A 15208-nucleotide genomic window follows, 5' to 3' on the forward strand; every position below is an offset into this window, starting at 1 on the left:
ACACGGCCGGAACACTGCGCGCCACCAGGACCTCAACTCCAGACGAGTACGATCGTCCGGCCGGTCAACCCGGTGACGCCCAAGCTGTGACACCGACGCCACCCGCGCTACGCTCCTTCCCGGTCAGCTCGCGGGCAAGTCAAGATCACAACCTAGGACCCTCCAGACTGCCGATCTTTATTCCCAAGATCAATAGGCCATTCGGGTGAAGATCGCTGTCCGTGTGGTAGGTATGGTCTCTCGCTCGCTAGCGTCCCCGCGTGAACCTCGCGCTCTTCGACGCCGTCGCCGCCTTCCTCGACGCACGACTGGACGAGGAAGCCGCCAACCCCACCCGCCGCTACACCAGCCGCGCCGAAGCGTTCAAAGACATCGAAGCCAAGGTCCGGATCATGAACCGCGCCTACGAAGCCCGCGACCTCGTCCGATCCTTCCCCGACGACCCCGGCGCCACCGCCATACTCGCCGTGCACGAGGCAGTCCTCCGCCACCTCGCCGAGGTCTACAACACCCACCCCGACTACCAACGCGACTGGTGGCCCGAAGACATATGATGAGGGGGCACACTCCCGGGCCGCTTTTCTTTGAACTAAAGCCCTGGGGATGGCCGGCATCGAGCGCTGCGGCTACCTTGCGTGATCACCGACCGATGCTGATCGGCCGTGACTTGCCGGTTGTTCACCATGGCCGCCACCGTGCCAGACACCGGTGGTCAGCCAGAGTTCGTAGTAGAACAACCATTCGCTGGCCCAGGGAACGATGGTGTCGGCAAGCCGCATGGTCGGCCGCCACTCATCGTCGAGGTGCAGGCACAGCAGATCGTTGTCGAAGGTGTGCGGGATCCGATCTACTCCTTCGCGGGTATGGAGCGTCGGGTTGATGACGCGGACTTCGGGTCGCCAGCCCAGGCGGTAGCACAGCTGGACGGTGTACCGGCAGGATGCTGTCGTCGGCTGCAGTTCGAAGACCGACGTCAACGTGCTGGTTTGGTGCCGGATGCGGCTCTGTGCCGTGGGCAGAAGGGCACGGAGGTCGAACGCCTGAAGCGCCAGGGTGACCCACCTGTCAGTGGTACGCACGGCCGTAGAAAGTCGGGAGCGTCGCGGTCCTGGATCCGGCCGTGGTCAGCCCGGCGACACCGCGTGCGACCATCAGCTTCTTGTTCGATGTGGTCGTCCGGACGCTGGCGCCCCAGTTCTCTGCGGATTTCACGATGACGTCGCGCTCGAACACCTCACCCAGACGGTCGACGAGGGCCGGGATGCCGTCTCCCTGGCGCTGGTAGACGAGTTCGAGGTCGCGGCGAGCGATGTCCAGCCAGGAGCGGAACTTCCCCTGACGGTGTGCGGTATCCGCCTCGTTCCACTTGTCGGTGAAGTTCTCCTTCGGGTGCGCGGGGTTGATCACCTCGTAGTTGCCGTTAGCGTCTTTCTCGATGTAGCTGTCCATATCCTGCGTGACGGACAACAGCGCCTGTGCGAGATTGCTCTGCCCTTGGTAGGCGTGGGCAGCGAGGGTAGTGATCAGGATCGACGGGGGCCGGTCGTCGACGTCTTCACCGAAGTGCAGGTAGCAGTGCCACTTCAAGACCTGCACGAGCCGCTGGAGGGTGGACCTGACTGTCCAGTTGGGCACGTCGGCGACATTCTCTTCCAGTGCCCTCTTGGCAATCTTGGTCTGCATCTCTTCCGACCGGTTACGGAACCACATCGCATAGCCCGTAGGGTTACCGTGCTGCCAGGGACGCAGCTCAGTGTCGGTCAGCAGGATGCCGTGCGGGGAAGTCTCCAGCTCGGCATCTGGGATGCACGGCAGAACGTCGAGGTGAAAGCCGAGGCGTTCATAGGAGAGTGTCCAGCACCGCCGCTTCTCTGAGAAGTCGTCGGGCGCCTCGTCCGCCTCGGTCGCGAGCTTAAACTCGTGGTATTCGGCGAGCCAGCTACCGACGCGTTCCTTGAGCTTGATCTGGGTGGTGCTGTTCTTCTCCACCAGGTGCCGGCACACCAAGTCGATGTCGTACTCGCACGCCGTCGGCGGCCGGATGACCGTGCCGATGAGGAAGCTGCCCTGCGGGTAAATGCTCCAGTCCTCGCCGCCGGTGTCGGCCAGGTAGCTACCGACGTCTTGGTACTTGGTCACGGCGGCGTCGCGGGTCTCGGGCGGGATGTCCAGCAGGTCGGCTGAGCCGGACAACAGCTCGGAGAGCGCGTCCAGGGAGTCGTCGGTCATCGGGGAGGTGCCTTTCAGGTCAGTGGGGTGCGGCTGGTCGAGGTCGTGTACTGGTAAGTCCCGGTGCTCTGCATCCGGTCGTAGATCGCGAGCGGGGGATGCGCTGCGCGCATCAGGTGGCGGCCCATGCTTACCGCCGCGGCGGCCGGGACCGCGGGGAAGACGGCGATTTCCTTGGCTCCGGGGTGCTCGGCCTCCACCCGTGCCAGCACCGCTCGCCAGGCGCGGCTGAAGTTGTCCAACGTGGACTCGTTGTTGATCAGCGCGGGTACGGGGAGCTCGGACTCCGGCGTGAGCTCGTACACCGTGTACTCGTCGTCGATCTGCTCAGGCAGCCGATCAGGGTCGACCGTGCCGGACACCGACAGGATGATCGCCGCCTTGCCGGAGCGGTTGCCGGTCCGGACGGTCTCGACGCGGAAGCCGATCACGGCCGAGTTCGATGTCCACCCCCAGCCTTCGCTGCCGTCCCGGCGTTTCGGGTACAGCGCGGTGGGGATGGTCTCGTCCAACAGCGTGCCCAGGGCGATCAGGATCGGGATGCGCGCCAGGGCGAAGACGGAGATGTGGGAGATACGGCCTCGGCGAACCTGGGTGCGCAGGTGTTGGAGCCGGTCCTCCAAGTGTTCCCACGCTGCCGACCAGTAACCGGTAGTTCCGTCTTGCTCGCCGGGAAGTGCGCGAAGGTCGATTTCGTACTCGTCGTCGCCCAGCAGCGTCCAGTCTGGGAACCGGTCGTGGTCCAGGAGGGAGGCCGTTACTTTGGCGTTGGTGAGGTCGACGGGCCGACCGTGCAGATCACCCACCACGCGGAGGACGGTCGTCGAACGGTCGTCCGCCAGGCCGGTGAGCTTGCGGATGCGCCGCTCATGTCGGCGTTTGAATCCGCGAAGGGTTTCGGTGTCGTAGGTCTCCCATAGCGACCGGTCGTCCACAACCTTGTGCTGATCGTGGCACAGCAAGATCAGATTGTCGGCCAAGTTGCGCTCGCCGACTGGCAGCGGCGCGGAGCCGCGTGGTGATCCGGCGGCGGTGGTCCAGCCGACGATGTGCGCGAGCTGGCCCACCATGACGTCCTGGCTCGTGAATTCCTCGTCCGCGAGGTACCGATTGCACATCGAGCATCTGCCGCCTGCGGCCACCCATACCCGGCGGGCAATCCGTTCAGGGATCGCCCGAGACGTGCCGTCGGGATGGATCGCCCTGGTCGCGCTCGGTGACGCCTTGACCACCTGACCACCGCCTGTCTCGCTTGCGTCACTCCGGCTGCTCCGCAGCCGGTCGCAGACTAGCAGACGGCTTGTACCCATTTCGGTACAGTAACGCATGGGATCATCCGGCATGAGAAGGCGGTAGTTTGACCGCGGGGTGAGAGCGCGAGAGAGGAGGTGGCAGTGGACGAACCCGTCGATATTGAGAGCCTGGCGCGGCTGGTCAAGGAGGAGCGCCTGCGCCGTGGGCGACTGAGCCTGCGTGCCGCCGCTGAACAGGCCGAGGTGCCGTTCAACACGCTCGCGCGGGTGGAGAAGGGCGACCTTCCCGACTTGGGTAACTTCCGTCGGATCGTGCACTGGCTGGGCCTGCCGCCCGAGCGGTTTTTCGTCCCGCCACAGGTCAGGACGGAGACCACGCCCGACGTGATCGCTCACCACCTCGCACGTGACCCAAACCTGTCCGCCGCAGCAGCGGACAAGATCGCCAGCTTGGTACGCGACCTCTACACGACGCTCGCCGAAAGCAGCGAGAGCGTGCGGGTGCATCTGCGCGCCGCACAAACCTTCCGGCCGCCCGCCGCCCGCAAACTGGCCGATCTGTTGGAGAGCATGCAGGCCAGCCTGGACACCATGCCAGACGACGAATCCTGAGGCCGGACGATACCGATGCGCAGAGGCTTCAAAACCGAGGCTGAACGCCTAGCCGACCGAACCCGAACGCAGATGGGGTTGCGGTCCGATGCCGGATTGCCGATCCTCGATCTCGCGGCGCACCTGGGTGTCCGAGTCCGCTCCGCCGACCGCTTGGTCGCGCGTGAGGAACTCGAAGAGCTCGACGAACTGCAGCCAGGCGCCTTCTCCGCTGCCACATTCCAACTGCCCAACCGCCGGACAGTCATCGTGTACAACCCGCTCAGCGAGCGCGTTCGTACCAACAGCGACATCGCCCATGAGTTGGCTCACTTGCTGCTCGACCACGATGTGCGCGAGATCCAGCAGCTCGCCGGACAAACCTTTTTCACCTGCGACCCGGAACAAGAAGAAGAAGCCAACTGGCTTGCGGGCTGCCTGCTGCTGCCTCGGCCCCTGCTCGTCGCAGAAGCCTTCGCCGGCGCCACCCCAGAGTACCTAGCCGACAAGTACCAGGTCAGTCTCCCCATGGCCCGGTGGCGACTCAACGCCAGCGGAGTCCTTCTGCAGGTCCAGCGTGCCCGGTCGACACGAACCAAGCGATAACAAACACGGTTGAACCGCCACAATAACCCTGATGAACATCCGGAATTTGCTGTGGAACCCGCAGCCGACACCGGCCCACTCGTGATGGTGCTCTCTGAATAGGGCCAGTCCTGCTCTCTGAAATTCCCCAGTTGGGGTGTCCTGTCGGCGCGTCGTTTGCGCTGGTCAGCGGCCTCGGGGTGACGGTTTCGGTGTTGATCACCGAGACCGTTGCCGGAGGCGTGGATGCTCACTCTGGAGGAAGACGTGGAGGCGCAGGCGCTGCGTGCTCAAGGCTGGTCGGTCTCGGCGATCGCCCGACATCTCGGACGCGACCGCAAGACCATCCGCCGCTACCTGGCCGGCGACGTGGTGCCAGGCAGACGCCGGCCGGTGGGGCCGGACCCGTTCGAGCCGTTCGTGGCCTACTGCCGGGCCCGGCTGGCCGACGACCCGCATCTGTGGGCGGCGACGCTGCTGGACGAGGTCGCCGAGCTCGGCTACCAGGGCGGATACTCGACGTTCACCCGCGCGCTGCGCCGCTATCAGCTGCGCCCGCACTGCGAGCCTTGCCAGGTGGCCCGCGGCCGGGACGTCGCGATCATCACTCACCCGCCGGGTGAGGAGACTCAGTGGGATTGGCTGGAGCTGCCGGACCCGCCGGTGAGCTGGGGCGCCGGGAAGCAGGCGCATTTGCTGGTCGGCGCGCTGGCGCACTCGAGCAAGTGGCGCGGGGTCCTGGCCGATGCCGAGGATTTCCCGCACCTGATCGAGGCCCTCGATGCGGTGGTTCGCCGGCTGGGCGGGGTGACCCAGGTCTGGCGGTTCGACCGGATGGCCACGGTCTGCCATCCCGCCTCCGGCCGGATCACGCCTGCGTTCGCGCAGGTCGCCAAGCACTATGGAGTCCGGTCGGTGACGTGTCCGCCGCGGCGCGGGAACCGCAAGGGCGTGGTCGAGAAGGCCAACCACTCGGCCGCGCAGCGCTGGTGGCGCACCCTCGGCGACGAGGTCACGATCGACGAGGCCCAGGCCGGGCTGGACCGGCTCGCGACCAAGCTCGACAGTCGCCGCCGGGTCATCGACGGCGAACGCACCACCGTCGCCGGCCTGGCCGCGGCCGAGCGGCTGCATGCTCCGCCGCTGGTCGCGTTCCCGGCCGAGTTCGACCTCGGTCGGATCGTCACGCCGCAGGCGCTGGTGTCCTTCCGCGGCAACGCCTACTCCGTCCCGCCCGGGCTGGGCGGCGCGCAGGTTCAGGTCCGCCACCGGCTCGGCGCGGACATGTTGCGGATCGTCACCGAGGGCGGCGCGACCGTCGCGGTTCACAGCCGGGCCCCGGACGGGGCGGGTCGGGTGATCCGCGACGACGGGCACGTGATCGCGCTTGAACACGCCGCGATGGGCGCGTTCAGCCACGAGCGGCCCTGCACCCACAAGACGCGCAGGCCGCCGTCGTCGGCGGCGTTGGCCGAAGCAGCACGACTGCGCGGCCTGCCCGCGACGGGGCCCGCGGCCCACGTCGTGATCGACCTGGCCACCTACGCCGCCACCGCGGCGAAGCTGGGCAGTGCACCCACCTATGAGTCCGAGGAGGACTGATCACTTGTCCGGAAACCGTTCAGGGCCACAGATGAGCGAGGCCCGCCGCTATCAGCAACTCCGTTCGCACTTCTCCTACCTGAAGCTGGACAACGCCGCCGAAGCCCTGCCCCGGATCCTCGATCAGGCCCGGGCGGAGAACCTGTCGATGACCGCTGCGCTGGAGCGGCTGCTGGAGATCGAGGTCAACGCCACTGAAGAACGCCGGCTGGCCGGCCGGTTGCGGTTCGCCTGCCTGCCCGATCCCTGGACCCTGGCGGACTTCGACTTCGCCGCCCAGCCCGGGGTCGACGAGAAACTCATCCGCGACCTGGCCACCCTCCGCTTTCTCGACGACGCGTCGAACGTGTTGTTCGTCGGGCCGCCCGGGGTCGGCAAGACGATGCTGGCCACCGCGCTCGCGCGCGGGACGGCCGAGGCCGGGAACCGGGTCTACTTCACCACCGCGGCCGACCTCGCCGCCCGCTGCCACAAGGCCGCAGTCGAAGGCCGCTGGGCCACCTGCATGCGGTTCTTCGCCGGCCCGAAACTGCTCGTGATCGACGAACTGGGCTATCTGCCGTTACCCGGCGACGGGGCCTCAGCCTTGTTCCAGGTGATCAACCAGCGTTACCTCAAGTCGTCCACGATCCTGACAACGAACGTCGGGATTGCTGACTGGGCAACGGCTTTCGGCGACGCGACTGTCGCGGCAGCGATGCTGGACCGGTTGCTGCACCGCGCGACCGTGGTCGGCATCGACGGCCCGTCTTACCGGTTGCGGTCGCATCAGTCTACATCGGACAAGCTGCGGAAGGCGGTGAACGCGCATGTCTCCTGACCCGCGCGACCCGGACTACAACGCGACCCGCAAGACCTGCCCGATCTGTTGGGAGCGGTTCGTCGCGACCGGCCGGCAGGCCAAGACCCGGCTCTACTGCTCGCGCCAGTGCAAACGCACCGCGGCCGCCCGCCGGGAGGTCGAGCGCACCACACCCGCAGCCAGCACCGCCAGGTCCTTCGGGACACCGCCTCCGGCGGCGACCCCGCCGGCGCCTGCGGCGCCGCTGCCGCACATCGCGGCCCAGCGGGACTGCCCGCACTGCGGCGGCCCGGTCACCATCGTCGCGCTGCTCACCACGCCCGAAGCCGCACGACCGCAGATGCCCGTCGCGGCACCCGACGGAGTGATCCCGCTCCGCCGTTGACACCGGCTACGCTGCACTCCTCAGCTGGCCCATTTCGGAGAGCATGGCTGGCCCATCTCGGAGAGCGCCATCACTCGAGCCCGACGGAACTGGTCCACGGGGTTGTGGTGGGCATTGGCTCGCCCGAATCGCCGCGACCGATCCAACGGACCGACGCCGTCAACTCACGGAAGAACGCACTGACAGACGCAACGACTGCCCCGTCGCGTCCAGCAGTTCATACGGCTCCGACTCGCCGTCCAACGGGCCGACCAGCTTCCCCACTGTCGGCACCACCAGACGTGCAAAGTCTCGTTCCAAGATCACGCAGGCAAGCTAGCAACGCCTGTTTGAGCAGACCTTATGACGTGCTGGAACAGTCAATTAGTTCAGTCAACATGTCGCTACGTCTGCGGCCAGGCCGTATTCCTGCTGCCCCGCGCCCCTGGCGCCTACTTGCCCGGTTGGCGGCTCCAGGGCGCGCTGGGCGCCGCTATGGCAGGGTTACGGTTTGGCGGTCTGCTGAGACTGTCCAGTTCCACGCTTCCAGAGGTGGGGCGCCGCGCTGGCGCCACCATCGGTACGCGGCTTCCGCCTCGTCCCACAGCCGCCGGGGGCCGTGCTGGCGAACCGTGTACTGCTCGCCCTCGCGGACAACACTGGCCCAGGACAGCGACAGCGGATCGCGCAACCACGCAACCCCGGGCCGGTCTGTCGTCTTCTCCCACACGTCGTAGCGACACGACGGCAACGCCACCGCGAGGGGCCAGCGGTCGTTCTCGGCGAGCAACAGCGTCCACGGAGCCAGATCCGTGTACGTGACGTCGGCGTTCTCGTCGTCCCACCGCAGATCGGACATCGACGAGGCGACGCGCTGATTCCGCAGCTCCATGAACCCGACGCGCAGATCGGCCACCGCGTGGCCGGTCGCGGTGCCGTCGTTGCCGACCTCGAACCGGACCAGGGGGCCCGATGCGAGGTCAGCCCGCATCGGCGCGACGATCACGGCACCCGGTCGCGACTCCCGCACCCACGAGTACGGCAACTGGCCCACTCGTACACCGGCGGTCGCGATAACACGGCTCCAACGCGCGAAATCCGCCCGGCTCGCCGCGCCGTCGCCGTGCTCGACCTCGACGTTAAGCACGCCGGCATTGGCGAGGTTCGCACGTGCCACGTCGGCCAGCTGCCGGTCAATCTCGACCGTCGTCACGGTTCCGGCACGCCCGACGATGTGCGCCAGCAGCGCGGCGTTGAATCCGGTACCGGTGCCGATCTCCAACACTTGGTCGCCCAGCTCGGCGCCAAGTTCGGCGAGCATCCCAACCACAGCAGACGGCATCGACGCCGAGCACGTCGGCCGATCGCCGACCTTCGGCCAGGCTGTGCGGCCGTCGTCGAACTGAGTCACGATCACCCGGTCCGAGTACACGTTCCGCAGCCAACGCTCGGGATCAACCTGCCGGTCGACCGGCTGATAGTCCTCGCCGTCGACCTCCTGGACCCACATCTGCGCGGGAATGAAGTCTTCGCGGGGAACGGCTCGCAGGGCGGAACGACACTCGGCCGGGAAGTTCCCGGCCGAGCACACTTCGTCCGCCAACGCGTCAGGCGTCAACGTCACTTGTCGCCCTCGAACTTGTCGGGGTCGATGTCGTCACCGGTCTTGCCGGTGCTCTTGTCGTCCTCGACCGAGTGCTTGTCGTCGCCCACAGGGGCCTCCTTTATCCGGATATTCACTGTAACCGCGCACGTGCTCGTGCGCGGAACCTCTGTCACTCGCGCGTCGTGGCGATCACTCGGCGCGGTGAATCTCGGCGACGTACGTGCCGCCGTATGTGCCTTACGCGCTCCCGGTAAGGAGCTTCCCCACGGCGATCCACGCCGCGCCACCACCGAAAGCCAGGAGCCCCAACAGTATCCAGACGTGACCGTATCCGTGCGGCCTTCGAGTCATCCTCGATCTCCTGCCGTCGAATCTGGAGCGACAGCTTTGAACCCTGCATACGGTTTCGGTAGCGTCCAGCGGTCAGCTCTCCTCAGTATCTGGGCTTGACTTGAGAGACGATGCGCGCGGGAGAACGACACCGACGACGATGGCAGGCGTCCCGGCTACCGGATGCGCAAACACGTTGCGCACGCGCTCGCGGTCCGTGGCGAGCGGCCTAATCTCATCGAGAACCTTGTAGAGTGCCGCGACGATCATCTCGGGCCGGTCGCTACCGCCCCGGTGACGTTCGAGCAGACCCGCTGAGAAGCCGCTTAACGTCACGGAGATCGAGTTCCCGTCGAACGGACTACTCACGTCCGGGTCCTTCGCATCGGTCCCGCCTTGGATCACCTTGAGCGCAGGTCTTTCGGTCATCTCGTCCCCCGTCCTTCGGTCGATCGCGTGGGTGTGGCGCCGCACCCGGCCCGCGACCGGGTGCGGCCCACTTGCACTACGCGGCGGCCGGAACGCCGCGAGCCGTGTCGTAGATCCAGCTACGGAAGTCCGGCGAACTCGTGTAGATCGTCGGGGCCACACCCGGGTACGGCGAGGAGGTCCCCCGGCTGCATCCGCCGACCAGCTGCGCCGTGCCGTGCACGTACTTCACGGCCGGGCCGCCCGAGTCACCGTGACCCGGGCCGTCCGTGCGATTGGGGTTGTCGGTGCAGATCTCGTCGGCGGTCTGGCCGCCGTCCGCGCAGCGCGCGGGGTCGACCACGGTGGTCGCGAGCTGCTGCAACTGGGTCGGCAGGTTCGCCGACGAACCGTCCGGCTGATCGGCACCCCAGCCGAAGAGCTGAACCCGGTCGCCGGGCTGCGCCGCGCGCGGCGCCAGCTGGATCGGCTGCGAGTTCACGGGGTGGTCGAGCTTCAGCATGGCGATGTCGTCGGTCGGCGCCGTCGCACCCCAGGTCCAGCCGGGGTGCACCACGATGCGGGTCACGGTCGCGGTCTCGCCACCCTGGGTCCGGTCGTGCGAGCCGACGCGGACGGAGAACTGCCGGTCGCTCATCGGGATGGACGTGGCGCCGGCCGCGAAGTGCTGGCCGTTCGTGACGGCCGCCGCGACCTCGGCGGGCATGTCGGTCATGCAGTGGGCGTTGGTGACGACCCAGCTACGGAAGGCGAGCGCGCCGCCGCACCACGGCTTCGCGTTCGTGATCCCGTACTTGGGGGCGGTGTACTGGATCGACGCCATCCATGGCGTGGGAACCGTGGCTGCGTTGCCGCCGACGATGTTCGGCTGAACGGACGCGCTGGCAGTGCCCACGCTCGCCGTGGCCGCAAGTGCGAAACCGGCTGCGACGACTAATGCTTTGCTTCTCAAAATTCCTCTTTCTCTTGTGTGCCAACATGACTCCGACAACTGATCCGCGTTGTCGGAGGCTTTAGACTTCCGGTCGAGAACCCTCGAATCCGGAAAGCGTGCCGCGGAACTGCTGCGGTACAGGTTCGGCAAGTCGGTGCCGTGCCTGATAGTCCCGCGCAGCCTGGTGCCCCTTCCGGGCTTGGAACCCAACGATCTGGTCGTGCACTGTGAGCGGCGCGCCCAGATTTCTGGGTTTCGGAAAGCGCACCGTCTTCTCGGCGTCCATGCCCTGCCATAGCTCGAAGGCCTCGTCGCGCCAGTGTTTGGCGTCGTTGCGCAGGTCTCGGATCGTGCGCAACGCCTTGCGGACGATGAGCGCCGTCCCGCCAAGTGCGATGACCACACCGAGCGCTGGGAAAACGAACGAGGCGAACGCTGCATAGTCAAACCCCCTAGTCATGACTCGCCTACTGGGCTGTCTGGTCGGCTTCGGCGTCGAGTCGGTATTGCGCATATCGGCGCGCTGCCTCGACAAGGGACGGATAGCGACTCGTCACGGTCCACAAGCCCAGCAGTGCCACGGAGAACGCGTCGAGTGCCTCAGCGGCCGCGTTCTTCCAGGCGGGTATGTTCGATACCCAGTCCTCCGCCTGCTGTGGTGAATGCCCAGCCGCGATCAGGCGCACGACGAAGACCGCTGCGTCAACCCAAGCTGGTGCTCGCGTCGCCCACGTCCAGCCAGCGATGCGTATCCCGCCAGGTCCAACCAGGACGGTTTTCTCGTGGACGTCGGCATGGGCGATGCACGTACCGCCCGACAACACGTCGAACACGTACGACTCCTGGTCGGCGAAGTCCTTGAACCGCTTGCGCTCCCAGGTGCCGACCGTGCGTGGCTTCGTGTGGGCCAGCGTCCGCCACGGCGCGGCTATGGACCATCGCGCCCCGAGACTGGGGAAATGCTCGGAGCCTGAGACGACGGGTACGGCCAGTTCGGCGAGCAAGCCCACCAGCTCAGGGACATCAGGGGAATCAGGCTCAAACCGGGCGGGTCGCCCGTTAACGTACTCGTATCCGGTGATCACCCATTCCGCATTTGATGTTCGCCACAGAAGGCGCGGGGCCGTTCGCGGCAGCAGTTTGTTGAGCCTCATCTCGTCGCTGCGTGAGCGCGCGTGGACGTGCTCGGACTGCAAGACGGCCTTGACGAAGTACGAGCCGCGCTCCGTGTGTATTGCGGCGGAGAAGTCCGCTGTGCCCTGTGGTGCCTGGTCGTCGTATCGCAGAACGGGCGCGCCGATGCGTTCCTGGATTCCGCGGTGAACCCCCGGCCGCAGATCCTCCCATTTCAGGCGCCCCATACCGCCGCCTTCGGGTCGTGGCCGGGCGTCCAGAGGAGCGAGCTGTGTCCAGTGATCAGGTGCGGCGCACCGGGTGTGCCTGGCAACGGGAGGTCGATCAGGCTGTCGACGACCTCGACGAGGCTGCCATCGGTGTGCCAGACGACGCCGCCCTTGGGGGCAACCCGCAAGGCCATCGCGTCCGTGACGTATCGGACCAGGAACGCGTCTGCCCACCCGGTTCGCCACGCTCGGGCGCCACGCACCTCGATCACTTCGCCGTCGGCGACCACCGGGACGAATGTCCAGACTTCGGTGTTCGCAAGTTCGTGGAGTCGGGCCAACTCGGGGAAGTGGGCTATGGCTTGACGTACGGCGTCGGTCATCTTCATGCGGCGCGCCGGCCGGTGCGGTGCCTGCTGGAACCGGCGGACGCGGAGGTCGGGGCGCTCCCCGCGTCCACCGGCGTGCGTGGGTGACCAAGCAGTCGGGTGAGCAGCGATGGTCGGTGTCGACGGTTCGGGAGATCAGGCATGGACGCACGTACGACCTGGTAACGACGACATGAACCGCACCGGTGACGCGGGCCGACCGCCAGCGGAGCGGACGCGAATTCGGCCCCGCATAGCGCGGCGAAGACGGCGGTCTTGACCCCTTCGTCGTATGCCGCGTCAGTGACGCGGTGTTCGACAAGTGCGTCGTTCGACGTGATCCACGTTGTCGCCGTCGGTGTAGTCATGGTTCCACCCTGCGTGCAGCAGGTCGAACGTGGAACGACCGTACTGAGGGATGTCAAGGGGAGGGTTGGGGGAGGATTTCCGGGAGATTTGAAGGGACCAGTGGCGGCCGGACTGTGCGACGATGCCGGAGACCCGGATCACAGGAGGGACGGTCGTGACGGAACCAAATGATCAGCTCCGCGAGGTTCGCGAGCGCACCGAATCGCCGCAGACGCCCGGCGAGTGCCTGACGCGTTCTGAGCTTGCAGAGCAGGTCAACGCCTGGATTCATGATCGTCACGGCAAGACCGTCGAGTTGGACGGCAACTACGTCGGCAAGCTGGAACGCGGGCTCATCCGGTGGCCACAGGCCCTGTATCGCGAAGGGCTACGGGCCGTGCTCGGAGTCGCCAGGGACGCCGATCTCGGATTTCGTCGTACCAGGCGGTCCGCGGTTAGCCTCGAATCCGTGAACCGCTCAGATTTCTTGCGCGCGGCCTTGGGGGTCACGGCGGGCGCCATGGTCGCGCCGCTGGCGCAGTCACTGATTACCCGGCAGCCGACGCCGGTTCCCTCCGTCGTCGGGCAGCACGAGATCGACCAGGTTCGGACAACGGCGAAGCTGTTCGGTTCTTGGGATCACACCTACGGGGGTGGACTGGTCCGCGAAGCTGTCGCCGCCCAGCTGCGATACTCCGCCGGCCTGCTCAACGCCAGGTGCAGCGAGCGGCTACGGGGTGACCTCTACTCGGCGGTCGGCTTCCTCGGCCACACTGCGGCGTTCATGGCGTTCGACGCCTACGCGCACGAGGACGCCCGCGAGATGTTCCGGTTCGCGCTGGGGTGTGCCGAGCAGGGCGACGACTGGCACCTCCGCGCGAAGGTGCTTTCCAGCATGGCAAGGCAGGCCGTGTGGTGCGGCGACCCGGACGCCGGGCTCACGCTCGTTGAACTGGCAATGGTCCGTGCCGACCGGCTGACGCCAACCGAGCGCGCCATGCTCCTCACCGCGCGCGGACGCGCGCTCGCGAAGCTGCACCGGGTGTCGGACGCGGCGAAGACGATCGGCCTCGCCGACGAACAGTTCGCTAATGCGAACCCCGCCAACGACCCGGTCTGGATGAGCTACTACGACGCCGCCCAACACTCCGGAGACACCGGGCACGCCCTGTTCGATCTTGCGCTCGACGGCAAGTTTGCCTCGGAGGCATCGACGCGCCTGGCCACTGCCGTCAACGGACACACAGCGCCATATGCCAGGTCGCGGGCCATTTCGGGGATCAAGCTAGCGTCGCTGACCATGCGCACCGGCGACCCGGTGGAGGCCGCTCGTATTGGCGTGCGCGCGCTCGAAGCCGCCGGAACGATCACCTCCCGACGGGCCGCCGACGACCTGCGGGAACTACGTTCCTTCGCCGCACGGCACCAGCGCTTACCCGAGGTCGCCGAGCTGCGGAACGCCATCGGCAACCGGCTCGCGATCTCGTGACCGACCTCGATGCCGAGCAGCACGCACGCGCGGTCCTGGAGCACGCCTGCGCGAAAGCCGGCCGAGACGCTACGGACGCCGAAGTCGTTCGCCTCGGAGAGAACGCGATCTTCCGCCTGACCGACGGAGTCATTGCGCGTGTCTCGCGACCTGGACAGCTCGCCGCGGCTCGCAAGGAAGTCGCGGTGGCCCGGTGGCTGGAAAGCGTCGATGTCCCTGCCGTGCAGGTTGCCGATCAGCCGGACCAGCCCATCGACGTGGACGGCCGCGCGGTCACGTTCTGGCTGGAACTGCCGCCGCACGAACACGGCAGCCCCGTCCAAGTGGCCCAGGCCCTCCGTCGACTGCACGGCGTCGTACCACCGTCCGACCTCGACCTCGGGCCGATCCAGCCGTTCGTGCGGCTCGCCGAACGGATCGAACGAGCGTCGACTCTGGCCGAAGCCGATCGTGACTGGCTGCGAAGCCGACTCGCGGAGCTGCGGAAGCGTTGGGACGACCGCCCCGGCGGGCTGCCCGAATGCGTCGTGCACGGCGACGCGTGGGTCGGCAACGTCGTCTCGACCGCGGACGGCCGCGTCGTCTTCCTCGACCTCGAACGCGTGGCCATCGGCGCGCCCGAATGGGATCTCGTGCATACGGCGATCAAGTACCGGTCGTTCGGTTGGATCGGCGAGTCTGAATACCAGGCGTTCCGCACCGCATATGGCCACGACGTGACCAACTGGTCGGGTTTCGAGCTGTTCCGAGACATCCGCGAGTTCCGCATGACCTGTATGGCCGTCCAGGTCGCCTCGGAGAATCATCGCGCCGAAGAACAGGCACTATGGCGCCTCAGATGCTTGCAGGGGCAGCACGGTGCTCGTCCCTGGAACGGCTGGTCGGCCCTGCCGTAGCGAGTGCTGACCAGCCATGCTCGGTAAGGTGATTCACAC

The 15208-nt window shown here is 66.9% G+C and carries 17 protein-coding genes; 8 read left to right on the forward strand and 9 right to left on the reverse strand.

Annotation, left to right across the window (positions count from 1 at the left end):
- Positions 1-260 precede the first annotated feature (260 nt).
- Positions 261-554, forward strand: coding sequence for a DUF6221 family protein (locus tag QRX60_RS48840; protein ID WP_285998274.1), 294 nt, complete (start codon positions 261-263; stop codon positions 552-554).
- Between the two features lie 72 nt (positions 555-626).
- Here QRX60_RS48840 and QRX60_RS48845 read toward each other — a convergent pair whose 3' ends face one another.
- From QRX60_RS48845 to QRX60_RS48855, 3 genes are read right to left on the reverse strand one after another with little or no spacing between them, the layout of a single operon-like run.
- Positions 627-1079, reverse strand: coding sequence for a hypothetical protein (locus QRX60_RS48845; protein ID WP_285998275.1), 453 nt, complete (start codon positions 1077-1079; stop codon positions 627-629).
- Entirely contained in the window at positions 1066-2229 is a 1164-nt protein-coding gene (locus tag QRX60_RS48850) for a nucleotidyltransferase domain-containing protein (RefSeq protein ID WP_285998276.1), read from the reverse strand. Before QRX60_RS48850 ends, QRX60_RS48845 begins: the two co-directional genes overlap by 14 nt.
- Positions 2230-2243: 14 nt before the next feature.
- Complete coding sequence (locus tag QRX60_RS48855) at positions 2244-3461, reverse strand: HNH endonuclease (protein ID WP_285998277.1); 1218 nt, start codon at positions 3459-3461, stop codon at positions 2244-2246.
- 162 nt (positions 3462-3623) lie between these two features.
- On the opposite strand from QRX60_RS48855, the gene QRX60_RS48860 reads away from it, so the two are divergent.
- The 5 genes from QRX60_RS48860 (at position 3624) to QRX60_RS48880 (ending at position 7447) form a co-directional block, all read left to right on the forward strand.
- Positions 3624-4094 carry a hypothetical protein gene (locus QRX60_RS48860; RefSeq protein ID WP_285998278.1) on the forward strand — a complete coding sequence of 157 codons (471 nt, stop codon included), beginning with the start codon at positions 3624-3626 and terminating at the stop codon, positions 4092-4094.
- A 15-nt stretch (positions 4095-4109) separates the two neighbouring features.
- Positions 4110-4679, forward strand: coding sequence for an ImmA/IrrE family metallo-endopeptidase (locus tag QRX60_RS48865; protein WP_285998279.1), 570 nt, complete (start codon positions 4110-4112; stop codon positions 4677-4679).
- Between the two features lie 225 nt (positions 4680-4904).
- Complete coding sequence (gene istA / locus QRX60_RS48870) at positions 4905-6260, forward strand: IS21 family transposase (RefSeq protein ID WP_285997627.1); 1356 nt, start codon at positions 4905-4907, stop codon at positions 6258-6260.
- A gap of 31 nt (positions 6261-6291) precedes the next feature.
- Positions 6292-7080: an IS21-like element helper ATPase IstB gene (istB, locus tag QRX60_RS48875; RefSeq protein ID WP_020661064.1), complete on the forward strand. Its 789-nt coding sequence runs from the start codon at positions 6292-6294 to the stop codon at positions 7078-7080.
- Entirely contained in the window at positions 7070-7447 is a 378-nt protein-coding gene (locus QRX60_RS48880) for a hypothetical protein (protein ID WP_285997628.1), read from the forward strand. The genes istB and QRX60_RS48880 overlap by 11 nt, the downstream gene beginning before the upstream one ends.
- Positions 7448-7919: 472 nt before the next feature.
- Here QRX60_RS48880 and QRX60_RS48885 read toward each other — a convergent pair whose 3' ends face one another.
- From QRX60_RS48885 to QRX60_RS48910, 6 genes are all read right to left on the reverse strand, one after another.
- Positions 7920-9050, reverse strand: coding sequence for a methyltransferase domain-containing protein (locus tag QRX60_RS48885; RefSeq protein ID WP_285998280.1), 1131 nt, complete (start codon positions 9048-9050; stop codon positions 7920-7922).
- 405 nt (positions 9051-9455) lie between these two features.
- Entirely contained in the window at positions 9456-9791 is a 336-nt protein-coding gene (locus QRX60_RS48890) for a hypothetical protein (protein WP_285998281.1), read from the reverse strand.
- Between the two features lie 76 nt (positions 9792-9867).
- Positions 9868-10614 carry a S1 family peptidase gene (locus QRX60_RS48895; RefSeq protein ID WP_408630191.1) on the reverse strand — a complete coding sequence of 249 codons (747 nt, stop codon included), beginning with the start codon at positions 10612-10614 and terminating at the stop codon, positions 9868-9870.
- Between the two features lie 190 nt (positions 10615-10804).
- Complete coding sequence (locus QRX60_RS48900; RefSeq protein WP_285998283.1) at positions 10805-11185, reverse strand: hypothetical protein; 381 nt, start codon at positions 11183-11185, stop codon at positions 10805-10807.
- Between the two features lie 7 nt (positions 11186-11192).
- Positions 11193-12086 carry a hypothetical protein gene (locus QRX60_RS48905; protein ID WP_285998284.1) on the reverse strand — a complete coding sequence of 298 codons (894 nt, stop codon included), beginning with the start codon at positions 12084-12086 and terminating at the stop codon, positions 11193-11195.
- On the reverse strand, positions 12074-12457 hold the full coding sequence (locus QRX60_RS48910; protein WP_285998285.1) for a hypothetical protein: 384 nt from the start codon (positions 12455-12457) through the stop codon (positions 12074-12076). Before QRX60_RS48910 ends, QRX60_RS48905 begins: the two co-directional genes overlap by 13 nt.
- 469 nt (positions 12458-12926) lie before the next feature.
- Here QRX60_RS48910 and QRX60_RS48915 point away from each other — a divergent pair, with 469 nt between their 5' ends.
- A complete protein-coding gene (locus tag QRX60_RS48915; RefSeq protein WP_285998286.1) occupies positions 12927-14273 on the forward strand; it encodes an XRE family transcriptional regulator in 1347 nt (448 codons plus the stop codon).
- A complete protein-coding gene (locus tag QRX60_RS48920) occupies positions 14270-15169 on the forward strand; it encodes an aminoglycoside phosphotransferase family protein (protein ID WP_285998287.1) in 900 nt (299 codons plus the stop codon). The genes QRX60_RS48915 and QRX60_RS48920 overlap by 4 nt, the downstream gene beginning before the upstream one ends.
- The last annotated feature ends 39 nt before the right edge of the window (positions 15170-15208 follow it).

Origin of the sequence: Amycolatopsis mongoliensis (assembly GCF_030285665.1) — a bacterium.
Taxonomy (GTDB): Bacteria; Actinomycetota; Actinomycetes; order Mycobacteriales; family Pseudonocardiaceae; genus Amycolatopsis; species Amycolatopsis mongoliensis.